This is a genomic window from Mixta mediterraneensis (genome assembly GCF_030283135.1).
Classification (GTDB): Bacteria; Pseudomonadota; Gammaproteobacteria; order Enterobacterales; family Enterobacteriaceae; genus Pantoea; species Pantoea mediterraneensis.
Genome location: NZ_JASUAZ010000018.1, coordinates 16,112 through 34,428, shown reverse-complemented (window position 1 = coordinate 34,428; position 18,317 = coordinate 16,112). Strand labels below are relative to the sequence as shown.

The 18,317-nt window shown below is 55.1% G+C and carries 17 protein-coding genes and 1 pseudogene; 16 read left to right on the top strand and 2 right to left on the bottom strand.

The features are described 5' to 3' along the window. Nucleotides 1–4: 4 nt before the first annotated feature. The 15 genes from QRY16_RS12455 (at nt 5) to QRY16_RS12385 (ending at nt 14,274) form a co-directional block, all read left to right on the top strand. The gene (locus tag QRY16_RS12455) at nt 5–565 is read left to right on the top strand and encodes a COG4648 family protein (RefSeq protein ID WP_289776803.1); all 561 of its coding nucleotides are present in this window, start codon (nt 5–7) and stop codon (nt 563–565) included. Next, nucleotides 562–1,884 carry an AMP-binding protein gene (locus QRY16_RS12450; protein ID WP_289776802.1) on the top strand — a complete coding sequence of 441 codons (1,323 nt, stop codon included), beginning with the start codon at nt 562–564 and terminating at the stop codon, nt 1,882–1,884. The genes QRY16_RS12455 and QRY16_RS12450 overlap by 4 nt, the downstream gene beginning before the upstream one ends. Beyond that, nucleotides 1,871–2,218: an ApeI family dehydratase gene (locus tag QRY16_RS12445; RefSeq protein WP_289776801.1), complete on the top strand. Its 348-nt coding sequence runs from the start codon at nt 1,871–1,873 to the stop codon at nt 2,216–2,218. The genes QRY16_RS12450 and QRY16_RS12445 overlap by 14 nt, the downstream gene beginning before the upstream one ends. Continuing rightward, a complete protein-coding gene (locus QRY16_RS12440) occupies nt 2,212–3,921 on the top strand; it encodes a glycosyltransferase family 2 protein (RefSeq protein ID WP_289776800.1) in 1,710 nt (569 codons plus the stop codon). Before QRY16_RS12445 ends, QRY16_RS12440 begins: the two co-directional genes overlap by 7 nt. Continuing rightward, nucleotides 3,914–4,333, top strand: a complete 420-nt coding sequence (locus QRY16_RS12435; RefSeq protein ID WP_193405503.1) for an acyl-CoA thioesterase — start codon at nt 3,914–3,916, stop codon at nt 4,331–4,333. The genes QRY16_RS12440 and QRY16_RS12435 overlap by 8 nt, the downstream gene beginning before the upstream one ends. Next, nucleotides 4,327–4,935 (top strand): outer membrane lipoprotein carrier protein LolA, encoded by a 609-nt coding sequence (locus QRY16_RS12430; RefSeq protein WP_193405502.1) that lies wholly within the window; start codon nt 4,327–4,329, stop codon nt 4,933–4,935. The genes QRY16_RS12435 and QRY16_RS12430 overlap by 7 nt, the downstream gene beginning before the upstream one ends. Then, the gene (locus QRY16_RS12425; RefSeq protein WP_289776799.1) at nt 4,904–7,228 is read left to right on the top strand and encodes an MMPL family transporter; all 2,325 of its coding nucleotides are present in this window, start codon (nt 4,904–4,906) and stop codon (nt 7,226–7,228) included. Before QRY16_RS12430 ends, QRY16_RS12425 begins: the two co-directional genes overlap by 32 nt. Beyond that, nucleotides 7,225–7,797 (top strand): DUF3261 domain-containing protein, encoded by a 573-nt coding sequence (locus tag QRY16_RS12420; RefSeq protein WP_289776798.1) that lies wholly within the window; start codon nt 7,225–7,227, stop codon nt 7,795–7,797. Before QRY16_RS12425 ends, QRY16_RS12420 begins: the two co-directional genes overlap by 4 nt. Further along, nucleotides 7,794–8,954 carry a beta-ketoacyl-[acyl-carrier-protein] synthase family protein gene (locus tag QRY16_RS12415; protein WP_289776797.1) on the top strand — a complete coding sequence of 387 codons (1,161 nt, stop codon included), beginning with the start codon at nt 7,794–7,796 and terminating at the stop codon, nt 8,952–8,954. Before QRY16_RS12420 ends, QRY16_RS12415 begins: the two co-directional genes overlap by 4 nt. Beyond that, the gene (locus QRY16_RS12410) at nt 8,944–9,420 is read left to right on the top strand and encodes a hotdog family protein (RefSeq protein WP_289776796.1); all 477 of its coding nucleotides are present in this window, start codon (nt 8,944–8,946) and stop codon (nt 9,418–9,420) included. Before QRY16_RS12415 ends, QRY16_RS12410 begins: the two co-directional genes overlap by 11 nt. Then, entirely contained in the window at nt 9,417–10,148 is a 732-nt protein-coding gene (locus QRY16_RS12405; protein ID WP_193405498.1) for a 3-ketoacyl-ACP reductase FabG2, read from the top strand. The genes QRY16_RS12410 and QRY16_RS12405 overlap by 4 nt, the downstream gene beginning before the upstream one ends. Then, a complete protein-coding gene (locus QRY16_RS12400; protein WP_289776795.1) occupies nt 10,145–11,380 on the top strand; it encodes a beta-ketoacyl-ACP synthase in 1,236 nt (411 codons plus the stop codon). Before QRY16_RS12405 ends, QRY16_RS12400 begins: the two co-directional genes overlap by 4 nt. 176 nt (nt 11,381–11,556) lie before the next feature. Further along, nucleotides 11,557–13,785, top strand: a complete 2,229-nt coding sequence (locus QRY16_RS12395) for a TonB-dependent receptor (RefSeq protein WP_289776794.1) — start codon at nt 11,557–11,559, stop codon at nt 13,783–13,785. A 126-nt stretch (nt 13,786–13,911) separates the two neighbouring features. Continuing rightward, nucleotides 13,912–14,055: a hypothetical protein gene (locus QRY16_RS12390; protein WP_193405495.1), complete on the top strand. Its 144-nt coding sequence runs from the start codon at nt 13,912–13,914 to the stop codon at nt 14,053–14,055. A 39-nt stretch (nt 14,056–14,094) separates the two neighbouring features. Then, on the top strand, nt 14,095–14,274 hold the full coding sequence (locus tag QRY16_RS12385) for a hypothetical protein (protein ID WP_193405494.1): 180 nt from the start codon (nt 14,095–14,097) through the stop codon (nt 14,272–14,274). Here QRY16_RS12385 and QRY16_RS12380 read toward each other — a convergent pair. After that, on the bottom strand, nt 14,262–15,425 hold the full coding sequence (locus QRY16_RS12380; protein WP_289776793.1) for a beta-glucosidase: 1,164 nt from the start codon (nt 15,423–15,425) through the stop codon (nt 14,262–14,264). The genes QRY16_RS12385 and QRY16_RS12380 overlap by 13 nt on opposite strands. A gap of 156 nt (nt 15,426–15,581) precedes the next feature. On the opposite strand from QRY16_RS12380, the pseudogene QRY16_RS12375 reads away from it, so the two are divergent. Next, nucleotides 15,582–17,042: pseudogene (locus QRY16_RS12375) on the top strand (phospholipase D family protein). 34 nt (nt 17,043–17,076) lie between these two features. Here QRY16_RS12375 and mdoC read toward each other — a convergent pair. Further along, nucleotides 17,077–18,201 carry a glucans biosynthesis protein MdoC gene (gene mdoC, locus QRY16_RS12370; RefSeq protein ID WP_289776792.1) on the bottom strand — a complete coding sequence of 375 codons (1,125 nt, stop codon included), beginning with the start codon at nt 18,199–18,201 and terminating at the stop codon, nt 17,077–17,079. Nucleotides 18,202–18,317 lie beyond the last annotated feature (116 nt).

Sequence of the window (18,317 nt, the reverse complement as noted above, 5' to 3'; positions counted from 1 at the left end):
CATCATGCATACCGCGTTGCGCTTGCTCAGTTTGCTTACGCTACTGGCCTGGCCGTTTCTGGTCTGGCTGGCACTGACGCAGCCGCACTGGCATGCGCTGTTCTGGTTACTTGCGGCACTGTTTGGCCTGCGCTGGTTAACGTTGCGTCGGCAAAAAACACCGTTCAGTCATGTAATGGGATGGCTGGCACTGCTCGGCACGCTGTTATGTATCAGCAGCCTGACGTTGCGCAGTCAGCATTTGTTACTGTGGTATCCGGTGGCGGTCAATCTGGCGATGCTGCTGATATTTGGCGCATCGCTATGGAGTCGTATGCCGCTGGTGGAACGGCTTGCGCGCCTGCGTGAACCCGCGTTACCGCTACAGGCCGTGCACTATACGCGACGCGTAACCCAGCTCTGGTGCCTGTTTTTTATCTTAAACGGTGGTATGGCGTTGTTCACCTGTTTGCGGGGAAACCTCCAGTTATGGACGCTGTGGAACGGCTGCATCAGTTATCTGTTGATGGGCGTATTGATGAGCGGCGAGTGGCTGGTACGTCAGCACATAAGGCGCAAAGTATGAAACCTGTTGCCGACTGGCTAAACGGCGAGCAACGCGAAGTCGCCTGGCGAGGCGAGCAATCACTGTTGCTGAACACGATGCGTCGTCAGGTGCTGGCGCTGAGTCGGACACTGCAAACCTTGCCCGGCACGCAATGGGCATTATGCTTTGACGACAGTTATCATTTCTGCGTCACGTTACTGGCAGCCTGGTACGCTGGAAAAGTCCCGGTGATCCCTGGCCACTGTCGCGCGGCGCAACTGAACGAGATGCGTGACGAGCTGGATGGCGTGATCAGCGATCTGCCACTGGATATTCAGTTGCCGCTACTGAAATGGAAGGGCGAGGAAGCCGAAGGCAAATTACCGGCCTTGCCTACAGATGCGACGCTGGTGCTGTTTACGTCAGGTTCAACTGGCGCGCCGCGTCGGGTGGTAAAATCGCTGGCGGTACTGGAACAGGAATCGCGTTGGCTGGCGGCGTTATGGGGTGAGCAGCTCGCGGATTGTCGCATTATCGCGTCGGTCAGCCATCAACATCTTTATGGCTTAACCTTTCGCATTATGTTGCCCATGGCGCTGGGCCGTCCGTTTGCGGCGCAGCAGGTATTTTACAGCGAACAGCTGGCAGAACAGTGGCAACAGGGTCGTCATGCCTTGATCAGCAGTCCGGCATTTTTACGCCGCCTTGATCATTCGCTCACCACCTCAGATTGCGCGCTGATTGTTTCCGCGGGTGGGACGCTGGCCTGGCAAGACGCGCAACGATCGCATCAGGCAATGAACTGCCCGGTGAATGAAATTTACGGCAGCACGGAAACCGGCGTCATTGCCTGGCGTCAGCGTATTGTCGATGAGGCAGCCTGGCAGCGTTTTCCCGGCGTCAGGTTGCAGCAGGTCGAGACGGATCGGTGGCAGGTTTATTCCGCCTTGATTGAAAATCAGGAGGGCTGGCGACTCGACGATCGTTTGCGGGTCGATGCAGAAGGCCACTTCCAGTTAGCGGGCCGTCATGACAGGTCAGTAAAAATCGAAGATAAACGCATTTCCCTGAGCGATATAGAGCGTCGTCTACTGGCGCTACCGGGCGTCACAGATGCCGCCGCGCTGGCAGTGACGCGTCACGGACGTCAGGCGATTGGGGTGGTACTGGTGCTAGATACGCCGCTTGATGATCAACAATTGCACCAGCAAAAAAAATGCTGGCGACAGCATTTGCAACCGTGCCTGGAGCCGGTGGCGCTGCCACGCTATTGGCGCGTAGTTGAGACCATTCCCGTTACCAGCCAAAGCAAGCGCGCCTGGCCGCAAATTGAGGAGCTTTTCCATGTTACCGGTTGAACGCAGCCGCCAGATACAGCACAACACGGTGACGCTTATGCTGCACGTCACGGCCGATCTGTTCTGGTTTCAGGGCCATTTTCCTGCTCTGCCTATTCTGCCTGGCGTCGCTCAACTTAACTGGGTGATGCATTACGGCGTGTCGCTGTTAGCGGCTGGTAAACAGTTTTCTGCGGTGGAAAACATCAAATTTCAGCAGCCGGTTCCGCCGGATTCGTTACTGCAACTGGTTATCGGCTGGGATGCAAGCACATCTCGCCTCGGTTTTCGCTACAGCCTGCTGCGTGATGGTGACGCTGTCAGCGCCAGCAGCGGAAAAATTCAGCTGTGTTAACGTCAAATTTTTCACCCTGCGTGGTGATCCCCTGTTACAACCACGGCGCGATGATGGCGTCAGTACTGGCGCGTCTGGCACCTTTCAATCTGGCGGTGATCATTGTTGATGACGGCAGCGATGCCGCCACACAGCGGCAACTTGACAGTCTGCAGGCTACACAAACCACCGTATTGCGCCTGGCAAAAAATCAGGGTAAAGGAGCGGCGGTAATACAGGGTTTGCGGGCGGCGGCGGCGCAGGGCTTTACCCATGCGATTCAGCTCGATGCCGACGGACAGCACCAGATTGAAGATTGCCCGGCCATGCTGGCAGAAGCGCAGCGCTATCCTGACTGTCTGATCTCTGGCCAGCCGCTTTACGACGACTCAATCCCTAAATCACGCTTGTATGGGCGCTACATCACCCATTTTTGGGTGTGGATCGAAACCCTGTCATTTTCGATCAAAGACAGCATGTGTGGTTTTCGTGTCTATCCGTTGCAGGCAACGCTGATGCTGTGCAACCAGCGCCCAGTTGGGCTGCGTATGGATTTTGATACCGAAATTATGGTGCGGCTTTACTGGCAAGGTACGCCAGCCCGCTTTCTCAGCACGCGCGTTACTTATCCTGAAACCGGTATTTCCCACTTCGACGCTCTGCATGACAACTTGCGCATTTCCTGGATGCACACGCGCTTATTTTTTGGCATGTTGCCACGTATTCCGCATTTATTAGCGATGCGTCGTCAGCAAAAGCACTGGTCCGGCGAGCCGGAACGACGCGGTCAGCTGGGCCTGCGCTTTATGCTGGCGATCTATCGCTATGGTGGCCGCTTGCCGTTTATGCTGCTGTTATGGCCGGTGGTGGCGATTTACTGGTTAACCGGGCGACGCGCACGCCAGGCCTCGCAACAGTGGCTAGCTCAGGTAAAAACGCAGGCGGCACAGCAACGCATTCGGCTGCCTGCGCCGCTTAACAGCTATCGTCATTTTCTGCGTTTTGCCGAAGCGATGCTGGATAAAGTCGCCAGCTGGCGTGGTGATCTGCGTTGGGGGCGTGATATTGAGTTTGCGGCAGGTGCAGAGGCGGTAATTCGAGCACCGGCCGGGCGGGGCAAACTGATCCTCGCCTCGCATCTGGGCGATATTGAAGCTTGCCGCGCCATGGCAAAGCAGGTTAACGGGCTGGTCATTAATGCGCTGGTGTTTACCGACAATGCGCAGCGTTTTCGTGCGGTACTGGAAACTATCGCGCCCGAGGCGGGCGTGAACCTGATCCCGGTCAGCGACATCGGCCCGGAGACCGCCATTTTGTTGCAGCAAAAACTGGATGCCGGTGAATGGGTGGCCATCGTTGGCGATCGCACAGCGATAAATCGCCAGCGCGGCGGCGAACGTCGCGTGGTATGGAGCGAATTTTTAGGCCGTCCGGCACCGTTCCCGCAAGGTCCTTTTGTCCTGGCAGCGGCGTTGCGCTGTCCGGTGCTGCTGATGTTTGCCTTACGTCAGCAAGGCAAATTACAGGTTTACTGCGAACCCTTCGCCGATCCGCTCCTGCTGCCACGTGGTCAGCGGAAGCAGGCGCTGCAAACAGCAGTCGATCATTATGCGCAGCGGCTGGCGTATTATGCGCTGCTGGCTCCGCTCGACTGGTTTAATTTTTTCGATTTCTGGACGTTGCCCGATGAACGGGAACGCCATAAGGAGTCCGATAATGCCTGATTGTTTGCCTGCCATTGAGGTTGCGCTAACGGTGTCCTTTCATGACTGCGATCCGATGGGCGTGGTATGGCATGGCAACTATTTTCGTTTTTTCGAAGTCGCCCGGGAAGCGCTGTTACGCAGCATCCATTATAGCTATAGCGAAATGACTGCCAGCGGTTATATCTGGCCGGTGGTGGATGCGCATGTTAAATATCGCCAGCCGCTGCGCTGTGAAGAAACTGTCTTCGTCAGCGCCGCTATCAGCGAGTATGAAAACCGCTTACGTATTGATTATCAGATCCGTAACGCCGCCGGAAAAATCACCACTAAAGCCCATACGGTGCAGGTCGCGGTAGAGCAGGAAACGGAAGCGTTGTGTTTTGTTTCGCCGGACATTTTGCTGGAACGTTTAGGGGTGAAAGGATGCTAAAAATTATTTTTACCGGTTTGCTGCTGTGGACCAGCGCCGCCAGTGCGGTTACGCTTGCGCAGTTGCAACAGCGTTTCGCCAGCCAACCGGTGATCCGCGCAAACTTTGTCCAGACGCGCACCATTTCTGGCATGAAGCAGCCGCTGGTGTCGCATGGCAATCTGCTTATTGCCCAGCAGCAGGGGCTTTGGTGGCATCAAAGCACACCGTTTGTTATGACGTTGCTGTTAGATGATAAACGTATGGTGCAAACGCTGAACAACCAGCCGCCGCAAATCGTGACCTCAGACAGTAATCCACAGATGTTCCAGTTCAATCATCTGCTGCGTGCGCTGTTTCAGGCCGATGAAAAAGTACTGAAAGAAAATTTTACCCTCGACTTTCAGGATAAAGGCAACAACCGCTGGACGCTGGGTCTGATCCCCAAAGCCGCACCGCTCAATAAAATCTTCAACCGTATCGATCTTGCCGGAAGCGAGTTTCTCGAACAGATCAATCTGGATGATAAGCAGGGCGATAAAACCCAGATTCAACTCAGCAATACGCGTATCCAGCCGCCGCAGCTAAGTGATGAGGAGCGCACGCGTTTTGCCGGGCCGTAACGATAAACTTTTCGCACTATTATGGTTAGTCATTTGCCTGGTGCTGGCGAGCGCGCTGGCGCTGTTGCTGCCACGCAGCCATCTCAATAGCAGCGTATTAGCGCTGTTGCCGCAGCAAAACCTTGGTGCGGCGCCCGCAGAGTTGCAGCAAGGTTTCATGCAGCGCCTGGATCGCCAAATGGTGTGGCTGGTGTCGTCGGGAAAAACCGACGATCCGCGCGTCGCTAACGCGTGGCTTGCACAGCTGCGCGCTTTGCCTGCGTTAAAGCAGGTACAAGGCAAGATGGACGACAGTCAGCAGCAAGAGTGGGGCCGCTTTGCCTGGCAACATCGTAACGGCCTGATTGACGATGCCACGCGCGCCCGGCTGCAAAACGATGGTAATGCACAGGCGGATTGGCTGCTGGGCCAGCTATTTTCTGCCTTCGCGGGCGTAGGCAGCAAAGAGTGGCAAAACGATCCGCTGATGCTGGTACGTGGTTCGCAGCTGGCGCTACAGCAAAATGCTGACCGTATGATGCTGCATAACGGCTGGCTCACCACGCTGGATAAAAACGGCCAACGCTGGTATTTCCTGCATGGCGAGTTGGCAAATAACGCCTTTAGCATTCAGCAAAGCCATCAATTAGTCACGCAGCTACAACAGCGGGAAAAAGCGCTGAAAAGCCGCTGGCCGCAGGCGCAGTTGCTGACGCGTGGCACGGTGTTATTCAGCGATGATGCCAGCCAGCGTGCACAGCATGATGTCGAAACGCTCGGCAGTATAACGTTAGGCGGGGTGCTATTACTGGTACTGCTGGTGTTTCGATCTCTGCGGCCGCTGCTGTTGATTATCGCTTCAGTCGCGACTGGCGCGATAGCCGGTACGGTGATGACGCTGCTGTTTTTTGGTGAACTGCATCTGATGACGCTGGTGATGAGCCTGAGCATTGTCGGCATTTCCGCTGACTACGCGCTCTATTACCTGACCGAACGTATGGTGCATGGCGAGCATGTCACACCATGGCAAAGCCTGCGTAAGGTGCGCGGCACGCTGCTGCTGGCATTAGCCACTACCGCCATTGCCTGGTTATTGATGTTGCTGGCGCCGTTTCCCGGTTTGCGCCAGTTGGCGGTGTTTGCCGCCAGCGGTTTAACCGCCTCCTGTTTAACGGTTATTTTCCTCTATCCCTGGCTGGTACGCGGTTTGCCGGTTCGCCCGGTGCCGCTGATGGTGCAACTCGCACGCTGGCTGGCGGCTTGGCGTCGACGCAAAGCCCTGCGCATCGGCCTGCCGCTGGCAATGGCGATCTACGCGCTGAGCGGCATTATCCAACTCAGGGTTGATGATGATATTGCCCATCTGCAAAGTGCGCCAGGGCATCTGCTTCAGCAGGATCGCCAACTGGCGGCGCTGACCGGGCAACGCGCCGATCAAACCTGGTTTGTGGTGTGGGGCGAGAATGCTCAACAGACGCTGCAACGTCTGGCGCAGCTGGCACCCGATTTAAAACAGGCACAGCAGCAAGGCCAGTTACAAACTTACCGGTTACTGCCGCTGCGCTCACTGCAACAGCAGCAGCAGGACGTGCAAACATTACACCAGGCGGTGCCGCACATCATGGCGCGGCTGCAACAGGCGGGAATCACCTTGCCGACACCCAGCCTGCAACCGATGCCAGTCACGCCGGCTATGTGGCTGGCCAGCCCGTTGAGCGAAGGCTGGCGGCTGCTGTGGTTGAGCCTACCCGATGGACGCAGTGGCGTGCTGGTGCCAGCCAGCGGGATAAAAGACAGCGCGGCGTTAACGGCCCTGGCGCAAAAACATCCAGGCGTGAGTTGGGTTGATCGCAAAGCTAGTTACGATACGCTTTTTAGCTTCTGGCGTTCTCTGCTGAGCGGTTTACTGGCGCTGGCGTTAGCATTTATCGCCCTGAGTTATGTGCTGCGTTTGGGGCTGAAAGCGGGTCTGCGTAGTGTGCTACCGTCGTTGCTGTCGCTGGCTACCGCGCTGGCAACCCTGGGCTGGTTGGGCGCATCACTGAATCTGTTTGCGCTGCTGGCGTTGATTCTGGTGCTCGGCATTGGTATCAACTACACCTTGTTTTTCAGCAATCCCCAGGGTACGCCGCTGACCTCATTGCTGGCTGTCTCCATGGCGATGATAACCACACTATTAACGCTGGGTATGCTGGTGTTCAGCAGCACTAGCGCCATCGCCAGCTTTGGCACAGTGCTGTGCAGCGGCATCTTTAGCGCCTTTCTGCTGTCGCCGCTGGCGATGCGGCCTGCCAAATCGAGGAAAAAAGGATGATTCGTATCGCCATAATGATGCTCAGTCTGCTTCTTCTGAGCGCCTGTGCCAGCCACGCGCCAGACGACACGCAACCTACCGCCTGGCTGAAACCGGGTGTGCAGATAACGCTGCCACCGCCGGGCATCACCCCCGCGTTTCAACAGCAGCAGCTGTTAACCGGTCAGGTCAAGGGGCAAAGCCAGTCATTACTGGTGTTGCTGAGCGCGGATGCGCAAAAAATTGAGCTGGCGGGCTTATCCTCGGTGGGTATACGTCTGTTTCGCGTCAGCTACGACGCCAGTGGGATACATACGCAACAGATGATGCCGCTGCCGCATATGCCGCCAGCCAGCCAGGTTCTGGCCGATATTATGTTGAGCCACTGGCCGCTTGCGGTATGGCAAAAGCAGTTGCCGCCGGGCTGGACGCTGCAAGACACAGGGCTGAAGCGCGTGCTGAAAGATGCTGATCACCGGGTAATAACCGAAATCGATTACCTGCAACGTAACGGTCAGCGTGAGCCGATCAGCATTCAGCAGCATGCGTTTGGTTATCGGATTCACATTCAACATCTGGACGCATCATGATTTATATCTCCGCGATCGGCATGCTGAACGCACTTGGTAACAATAATCAGCAGGTTGCCGCTAACCTGCGCAACGGTCTTGCACCCGGCATGCGCGAACGTAAAGGCTGGCTGACATCAGGCAAAACCTGCTGGCTTGGCGCCGTCGAAGGGGCGCTGCCTGCACTACCGCCCGCGCTGGCCGCGCATGATACCCGTAATAACCGGTTGCTGCTGGCGGCGCTGGAACAGGTTCGACCCGTGCTGGATGCGGCGATCAAAAGATATGGCACCGATCGCATCGCGGTCGTGATGGGGACCAGCACCTCCGGCATTGCCGAAGGAGAGGCGCAGATCCGCGGCGATGGGCAACATTATGATTACCGTATGCAGGAGCTGGGCGATCCGTCGCGTTTTCTGGCGCAATACCTGCAACTCAACGGCCCAGCCTACACTATTTCTACCGCCTGCTCCTCCAGCGCCCGCGCATTAATCAGCGGGGAGCGCTTAATTGCCGCAGGCTTAGCGGACGTCGCGCTGGTTGGCGGCGCGGATTCGCTGAGCCGCATGCCGATCAACGGGTTCGCCAGCCTGGAGTCGCTTTCGGAACGTCGTTGTGCGCCCTTTAGCCGCGAACGTGACGGCATTTCCATTGGTGAAGGTGGCGCGCTCATGCTGCTTACGCGTGAACCGCAGCGGCTGGCGCTGCTGGGCGTGGGGGAATCGTCCGATGCCTGGCATATGTCTGCTCCCCACCCGCAAGGCGAGGGTGCGGAAAAGGCGATGCGCATGGCGCTGCAACAGGCGGGGTTAACGCCGCAGGATATCGGTTACATCAACCTGCATGGCACCGCCACCCCCCTGAATGATCAAATGGAGGCGGCGGTTATTCATCGTCTGTTTGGCTGCACTGTGCCCTGTAGTTCGACGAAACATCTTACCGGGCATATGCTCGGCGCAGCGGGCGTATGCGAGGCGGCGCTCAGCGCGTTACTTCTCAGCGAAGATTTAGCACTGCCTGCGCAAGATTTTTCTGACACGACCTATGACAAGCGTTTGCCGGAATGCGGCCTGCTGTTGCAGTCACAGCCGCTGCGCCGTCCGGTGATTGCCTCGAACTCGTTCGCTTTCGGCGGCAATAATAGCTGTTTGATTCTGGGGCGTTGTGATGACCATTAATAGCTGTGCAGCAGATTTTCTGCCGCATAAAACGCCGATGGTGCTGGTCGAACGGGTGATTGCAGTTAATGACGACAGCGTGCATTGCCAGGTTTCTACCGCAAAAGAGGGATGTCTGGCGCCGTTTCTTACCACACAAGGCGAACTGCCTGCGTGGTTTGGCGTTGAAATCATGGCCCAAACCGTTGGCGTTTGGTCTGGCTGGCAGGCAAAGCGGGCCGGTAGCACGCTTATTCTGCCTGGCATGTTGCTGGGCGGGCGCGGTTGGCGGGCAACGCAATCTACTTTTCCGGCGAACGCCACGCTGGATATTACGATACGGCTGCTGATGCGCGATGATCGCATGGGCAGCTTTGAAGGTGAGATTTATCATGGCGAGCGGCTGCTGGCCAGTGGACGTCTGAACACTTACCAACCGAATAAAGAAGAATTACAGCAACTGATGTCACAAGGAAATCAGCCATGACAGGTTCCGTATTGGTAACGGGTGCGAGTAAAGGTATTGGCCGCGCTATCGCGCTACGTCTGGCACAGGACGGGTTTGAACTGGTGGTGCATTACAACCGCGATCGCGCAGGTGCAGAGCAAACCTTGCAGCAAATAGTGGAAAACCACGGTCGCGGACGCGTGCTGGGCTTTGACGTTGCCAGTCGCGCCGCCACACGCAACGCCTTAGAGACTGATATGGCGCAGCATGGGGCTTATTACGGTGTAATCAGCAATGCAGGTATTACGCGTGACGGCGCATTTCCGGCCTTGACCGAATCGGAATGGGACGACGTTATTCATACCAATCTCGACAGCTTTTATAATGTGATCCATCCCTGTGTGATGCCGATGATTAGCCTGCGGCGTGGCGGCCGTATTATTACGCTGTCATCGGTATCCGGCATGATGGGTAATCGCGGCCAGGTGAATTACAGCGCGGCAAAGGCGGGCATTATAGGGGCCACCAAAGCGCTGGCAATAGAACTGGCGAAGCGCAAAATCACCGTTAACTGCATCGCCCCAGGCCTGATCGATACCGGCATGGATGGGCTGGAGCCGCAGGTAATTGAAGAGGCACTCAAGATTATCCCAATGAAGCGCATGGGCGCGGCAGAGGAAGTGGCAGGGCTAGCCAGCTATTTAATGTCTGATATTGCAGGTTATGTCACGCGTCAGGTCATTTCGATTAATGGAGGCATGCTGTGATTCAGCGCGTAGTGGTCACGGGGATGGGCGGCGTGACCGCTTTTGGTGAGCAATGGCAGCAGGTAGCTAATCGCATTCGTGCCGGTAAAAATGCCGTGCGCGTTATGCCGGAATGGCAGGTTTATGCGGGGCTGCACACGCTACTGGGGGCGCCGATTGATGACTTCACGTTGCCCGCTCACTATACGCGCAAACGCATTCGCGCCATGGGACGCGTTTCGTTGCTGGCTACCCGCGCTACGGAGCTGGCATTAGAGCAGGCCGGTTTGATCGATCATCCGGTGCTGACGAATGGCGAAACCGGTATCGCCTACGGCTCCTCTACGGGCAGCACCGGGCCGGTAAGCGAGTTCGCCACCATGCTGACCGAAAAGCACACCAATAACATCACCGGCACGACTTATGTGCAGATGATGCCGCATACCACCGCGGTGAATGCTGGTCTGTTTTTTGGCTTACGTGGCCGCGTGATCCCCACCTCCAGCGCCTGTACGTCGGGCAGCCAGGCAATTGGCTATGCGTGGGAAGCGATTCGTCACGGTTATCAGACGGTGATGGTGGCGGGCGGGGCAGAAGAGTTGTGTCCGTCCGAATCCGCGGTATTCGATACGCTGTTTGCCACCAGCCAGCGCAACGATGCGCCTCACACCACGCCCGCGCCTTTCGACCACAACCGTGATGGGCTGGTGATTGGCGAAGGCGCCGGCAGTTTGATTCTTGAATCGCTGGAACATGCGCAGGCGCGGGGGGCAACCATTTATGCCGAACTGGTAGGGTTTCATACGAACTGTGATGCGGCACATATCACGCAACCGCAGCGCGAAACCATGCAAATTTGCATTGAGCGTGCGCTGGAAAGCGCCGGGCTGACGGCCTCACACATTGGCTACGTCAATGCGCACGGCACGGCAACCGATCGGGGAGATATTGCGGAAAGCCTGGCAACCGCCGCGGTATTTGGCACGCAGACGCCGGTTTCATCGCTGAAATCCTATTTCGGCCATACGCTGGGGGCTTGCGGCGCACTGGAAGCCTGGATAAGTATCCAGATGATGCGCGAAGGCTGGTTTGCACCAACGCTGAACCTTACGCAACCCGCTCAGGCGTGCGGCGAACTGGACTATATTATTGGCGAGCCACGCCTACTGGAAACCGACTATATCCAGAGCAATAATTTTGCCTTTGGTGGCATTAATACCTCGCTGATCTTCAAACGCTGGCGCGACGCCTGATTTATCGCGCTGCTGCGGCAGCGCATCCTCTTTTACTGTCCTTCCTGTATTTGCCTGAGCAAACTGTAAATTCTGCACTTTAGCGTGCGATTTTTCTTGCATTAAGCTTTATGCTGCGCATAATCGCAAACCGCAATAATAATGATTCTCAGTATATTTACCATTAGGGAACGACAATGCGCCAATTCCTTTCGACGCCAGGATTTAAACCGACACTGCTCGCGATTTTCGTCAGTGCCGGGTGTTTGCCAGCGATGGCGGCCACGACCACCACGCCAGCCACCCCCCGTGCTGCCAGCGATGCCGCGGCGGCTAAGCAAAGCGACCAGACCATGACCGTCGTCGCGACACCGGAAGACGACTTTAAACCTGGCGGCAATGATTTGGTGCCAGCTTATCTTGATGGGCAAGTTGCTCATGGTGGTCGTCTCGGTATGCTCGGCGAGCAAAAAGCGATGGATGTGCCGTTCAACATCATCGGTTTTACCTCGAAAATGATTCAGGATCAGCAGGCACACACCATTGCCGACGTAGTGAAGAACGATGCGGGCGTACAGAACGTGCAGGGTTACGGTAACTTTGCGGAGACTTATCGCATCCGTGGGTTCGATTTAGATGGCGATGATATGACCTTCGGCGGGCTGTCGGGTATCGTGCCGCGACAGGTGATGGATGCATCACTGATTGACCGTGTCGAAATTTTTAAAGGTGCGAACGGTCTGCTGAATGGTGCGGCAACGACTGGCGTCGGCGGGATGATTAACCTTGAGCCGAAACATGCTGACGATGTGCCATTAACGCGTGTTGGCGTAGATTACACGTCTGATTCGCAGATTGGCACCAGCGCAGATATTGGTCGTCGCTTTGGTGATAACAATCAGTTTGGCGTTCGACTGAATGCAGTACATCGTGAAGGTGAAACCGGCGTTGATGGTGAGAAGAAGCGCACCACCGCAGTAGCAATCGGCCTGGACTACCGTGGCGACCGTCTGCGCACGTCGCTGGATCTTGGCTATCAGAAAAAGACTTTCCATGACGCACGTCTTGGCGTAAATGTCAGCGGGGTCGATTTTATTCCTTCGGTTCCTTCAAACAGTCATAACTACAGCCAGAAATGGGTTTTCAGCAATATCGAAACCGAATATGGCATGGCGAAAGCTGAGTATGACCTGAATAACTACTGGACCGTTTATGGTGGAGTGGGAGGACAGCACTCACATGAGCTGGGTGATTACGCCTCGCCAACCCTGACTGATGCTAATGGCGATGCGACCATTGGCCGCCTCGATACCAATCGCATTATCAATAATTTCAGTGGACTGGCCGGTATTCGCGGTAGCTTCGATACAGGTTTTGTTTCGCACAAGGTCAACTTCGGCTATTCGGCAGTGACCTCGCGTAATAACACCGCCTGGCGCATGGCATACGGGGACAATGTTGAAAACACCAATATTTATAACACCAGCAATCTGCCTAATCCGACCAACAACCTGAGCGGCGGTCACTATAGCGATCCACTGACGTCGGGTCGTACCCGTACGCAGGGCTATCTGCTGAGCGATACGCTGGGCGTGCTAGATGATAGCGTGCTGCTGACCGTGGGTGCACGTCATCAGAAAGTGGTAGTACGTAACTACAGTAATGCGACCGGGGCGGAAGACGTTTCTACGCGTTATACCGACAGCCGCTGGATGCCGACTTACGGCATTGTTTATAAGCCGTGGCAGTCCATTTCGCTGTATGCCAACCATACGGAATCACTGCAACCAGGGGATGCTGCGCCGAACACCGCAACTAACTACGGTGCAACCACCGGTATCGCGCACTCCAGACAGAACGAAGTGGGCATTAAAGCGGATTTCGACCGTGTGGGTGGGTCACTGGCTCTGTTTGAAATCAAGAAACCGGCGGGCATCCTAAACAGTAACAACTATTACAGCATGAGCGGCGAGCAGCGTAACCGCGGTATCGAGCTGAACGTGTTTGGCGAGCCGGTGTTGGGCTTCCGTTTGAACGGTAGCGCGACCTGGATCGATCCAAATATGACCAAAACCGAAGACGGCGCTTACGACGGTAAAGATGCGATCGGCGTTCCACGTTACAACTATGTGTTAAGCGCCGAGTACGACATTAAGCAGCTGGAAGGTCTGACTGCAACCGCCCTGTTGAACCACTCCGGTTCGCAGTGGGCAGATTCGGCGAATACGAAAAAGATCGACAGCTTTACTACCCTCGATCTTGGCGTACGCTACCGTACTAAAGTTAACCAGAACGATATGGTATGGCGTGTTGGCGTGGATAACGTGACCAATGAGAAGTACTGGTCAAACATAGACGGTACGGGCACCTACCTTTATCAGGGCGAAGGTCGCACCCTAAAAGTTGGCGTTACTTACGACTTCTAATCCTGTGCCGGGGCGCATTACGCGCCCCGTTTTTTGGGTTGCGAATAATTCTGAACAATCTGCCCGATTCATCTACACTGTAGCGCGCCGTGCCTTAACGGACTTATCCCATTTTGTAGAGAATTCATGTCAGCACCTTTACCACCCGATAAACACGACGAGCCTTTGCGCCAGACGTTAGACGATGCACAGTTCGCCATTGTGGTGCTTGCAGTGACGTCGGTTACGCTTATAATCTTCGTCCTGATGGTGACGCTCTGGATGGGCTAAAAGAGTCAGCCATGAAAAGGACATCAACAGGAGAGGGCGATGGAATCCAGAGATGACAAACTGGTTGCAATTATTGGCCTGCTGGCCGCATGTCTGATTGGCGTCACATTTCTGTTTACCATGACCTGGCTTACTGATGTTCGCCATCCCACCGATCCTTCTCTTGACGTGCAATCCTGCTATCCACAATCCGAAACGCCACCGTCTCAGCACTCCTGATCGCGCTTTTGATATTTGATTTGTTGACTACGCAACGCCAGCGCCAGCGCTTCGTGCAGGGTGCGATTGCCATTAGGATCGCCTAAGCCCAGCAGGGGACCAGGCGAACGTCGGTCGTCTGCCCAGGCGGGACACTCCACCACCGGATAAAGCGACACGCCTTCAATGGCGATGCCGTTTTCCAGCGCTACCGCGATATTTTCACTGACTTCTTGCAGCCAGGGCGCGCACATATTACCTTCCGCGCCGGTTTCCGCCAGTAACATGGGACGTTGATAACGCTGCCAGCATTGCGCTAACAGCGTATGCAGCGGCACACGCGACGAGTGTCCGGCTTCCATTGGCCGATCGGGGAAAAACCAGTGATTGTCAGGGTAGTAATTCAAGCCAGGAATATCGAGGCAGTCTTCGCTGCCGCCTAATTCTTTATCGAGCCGGCCTGCAAGCATGTCCCAGGCTTCGAACTGCGCCTGATGCTGGGCATCGGCATAGGGCTTGCTGTCCGGGTTATCAGGATGGGTGGCGATCTGCACCAGCGGATCGGTCAAGACAAAGCGGGCGTCGGGATAGACCTCGCGAATAGCATGGATCGCCGCCAGCGATGCCCGTACCAGCTGCCGCTTAAGCTCTTTGCCGCGGTTTGCCACATGCGGATTAAACCAGGCCACATCGGCTCCGGCCCACGACCAAAATGAGATTTGATTAATCGGGGTGAAGAACGGGCGCACAACGCCTTGATCATACATCAGTTGCGCCATTGCGCGCGCGAAGCGTTCGAAATGCTCAACGAATTCTGCTTTCCAGATATTAAGGTGCTGAGGATAGCCAAAGTGCGCCAGCTCCCAGATGAGCTCAAGATTGTGGCGCCGCGCCGCGGTAATCATGGGCAGAAATGTCTCCCAGTCATACTTATTGGCCGTTTTCTCGATCAAATGCCAGCGTGCGCCATCACGAGCGGTTAAAATATGTTGTTCAACCAGTGCGGCATAATCTTTATCTAACAACATGTCGTGGCCGCTGGAGATCACCATATCCAACCGTTTTCCTGGCGTGCGACAGGCGGTAGAGCAGGGAAAACTGCCCTGAAAGAAACTGCGAAATAACCGGGGATGGTAGCGCTGCGGGGCATCGGTAACGGATTGTTGAGACATTTTCCTCTCCTGTCAGGCGATTGCCGTTCACAGATGGTTCGGCTAAGTCTAGACCAAAAATTTCGCCGGACCGCTGAGCAAAGTCGGAACGCTCGCATAGCGTGTCAACCCGGGCCGGTGAATAATAAAATTAACTGAATCATCCAGGGAATCGTCATGACCGAAGCTTTTGACTTACATCCGTCCCGTTCACACCTTACCTGGCTGGAACAGCGGCTTGTGACACGGAGCGCGCAATACGCCGAATTCAGCGGCATTTATCCGCTCAGTGACGGGCTGGAGGCCTTCGCTGCCCGCTATACGTTGATTGAAAAGGCTGAACGCTCACTCGATATTCAGTATTACATCTGGCAAAACGATATGTCGGGCCGGTTACTGTTTAGCGCATTGCTGGATGCCGCCGAACGCGGCGTGCAGGTACGTTTGCTGCTGGATGACAACAATACGCCGGGCCTGGATGAGACCCTGGCGCAGCTCGATCGTCATCCCAACATCACCGTGCGGCTTTTTAATCCGTTCTCTTTTCGCACCTTGCGTGCGCTGGGTTATCTGACTGATTTCGCCCGCCTTAACCGCCGCATGCATAATAAAAGCTTCACCGTTGATGGCATCACGACGCTGGTTGGCGGACGTAATGTGGGCGATGAATATTTCGGTACTGGCAACGAACCTCTGTTTGCAGATTTGGATGTGATGGCCGTCGGGCCGGTCGTTGAGGAGGTCGCGAAAGATTTTGCAGACTATTGGAACAGCAAGCCAGTCTCGCCGCTGAAAAAGGTGCTGGAGGAAACGGACGATGACAAAAGCGCGGTGCGCTTGCCGGACGCGTGGCGTCACAGCGAAGCGGTGCAAATTTATCTTCAGCGGCTGGATACCTCGGATTTTGTCAGTCAACTTGAACGAGGCAAACTGGAATTAACCTGGGCGAAAACGCGCTTGCTGAGTGACGATCCACGGAAAGGGTTGGGTAAAGCCAGGCGCAAAAGCCTGCTGCCGCAGCGCATGCTGGAGGTGATTGGCACGCCACAACGCCAGTTCGACATCATTTCGGCCTATTTTGTGCCAACCCGTGCGGGCGTCGCACAGCTGCTGACGCTGAAACGTAAAGGGGTGAAAATTGCCATCCTGACCAATTCACTGGCAGCGAATGACGTATCAATTGTGCATGCCGGTTACGCCAAATAGCGGAAAAAACTGCTGCGTCACGGCATTGCGTTGTATGAGCTAAAGCCGCAGGCGGCTTTGCAGGATGCGCCGCATGATCGGGGTTTGACGGGTAACTCCGGCTCAAGTTTGCACGCCAAGACGTTTTCGGTTGATCAACGAATGTTGTTCATTGGCTCGTTTAATTTTGATCCGCGCTCAGCGGAGCTTAATACTGAAATGGGCCTGGTGATTGAAAGCGAAGCGCTGGCGAAGCAAACGCATCAGCGTTTTAGCCAATCCATGCGCGATCGTGCCTGGACATTACGGCTGGACAAATGGGGCAGGGTAAACTGGCTGGAATATCCTGGCGAGCCGCAGGAAGTAGTGCATAAACATGAACCGGGCTGTTCGTGGTGGCAACGATTGCAGGTGCGACTGGTGTGGCGCTTGCCCATTGAGTGGCTGTTATAAGAAAAAGCGATCCACTGCGGGATCGCTTTTTTTGTTACTTGTTTTGCGGTTTGCCGGAAAACAGAAAGCGCAGCAGTGGAATGCGCAGGTGGATCTCATACAGCAGAAAAGCCAGGCCAAACACCATCAGCAGACCAATGAAAAAGCCCAGCGTGTCATTGTGAATATGCGGGGTAACGTAAATCCCATACAGGAGTGTTAATGGGTGGTGAACCAGATAGATAAACAGTGAGGCATTAACCAGATACATAATACGCGGCGAATGCGAGTTCAGCAGCTTGTGGCCGAAGCAGAAGCAGACGTTGAGCATGCACAACCCCATCAGGGTAGAGATCAGCGCATCCAGCTCATATAACCACCCTTCACCACTGCTCATCCGTTGATTGACACAGTAAAGAACAAACACCGCAATCGCGCCAAAGCACATCACCGGATTAAAACGCACAAATAATTGCTTTAGCGTCTGATGCTTCCATGTCAGCGCGCCCAGCATGAAGAAGGGCAGATAAAACAGCGTTTGCATGACCACAATGCTGAACAAACCATCCATTAACCAGGCAGGCTGGAACATAAAGATTACGCGGCGGAACATACACCACAGCAAGGCCCAGGCCATGACCGCCAGCGTCAGCGTACCCCAGCCGACACGTTGATAATCAATAAGGCGTTTTTGATCGCGTAGCCAGCGAAAAGTGAGCATACCCAGCGTGGTCAGCACCACTAATACCAACAAAAACCAAAGGTGAGAGATCAGTTCCCACATCAGGTTATTAAATTTCTCATAGGGAGAAAAATGCTCCCAGTTGGCGAGTTTGGGCGTCCACGCTTTTAGCATGAAAAATTGCGGCAGGGTGATCAGTGGAATGGCTGTCAGCAACGGGATACCGACACGCTCCAGCCGCACTTTCAAAAAACGCTGCGGCTGATAGCGCAAATAGAGCATGTAGGAAAAATAGCCAGAGATAACAAAAAATACCTGCATTCGGAAGGCGTGAATAAAATCATTCAACAGCGTCAGCCATAATGAAGCTTCGGTACTATTTACTGCCCATTTTTGTGTGGAATAAATCAGGGAAACGTGAAATGGCACCCCCAATAACATCAAATATGCCCGAATAGAGTCGAGAAAATATTCACGTTCAGGTTTTACTGTACTCATAAAGTTCCAGTTCGTTAGTACGTTGCGGCCGGTTTCGCCCTGAAACCGGAGTATGCCGGAGTGAAATTCTACCTGCGTTAAACAAGGTATACTATCAGTCAAATCTGTATCGTTTA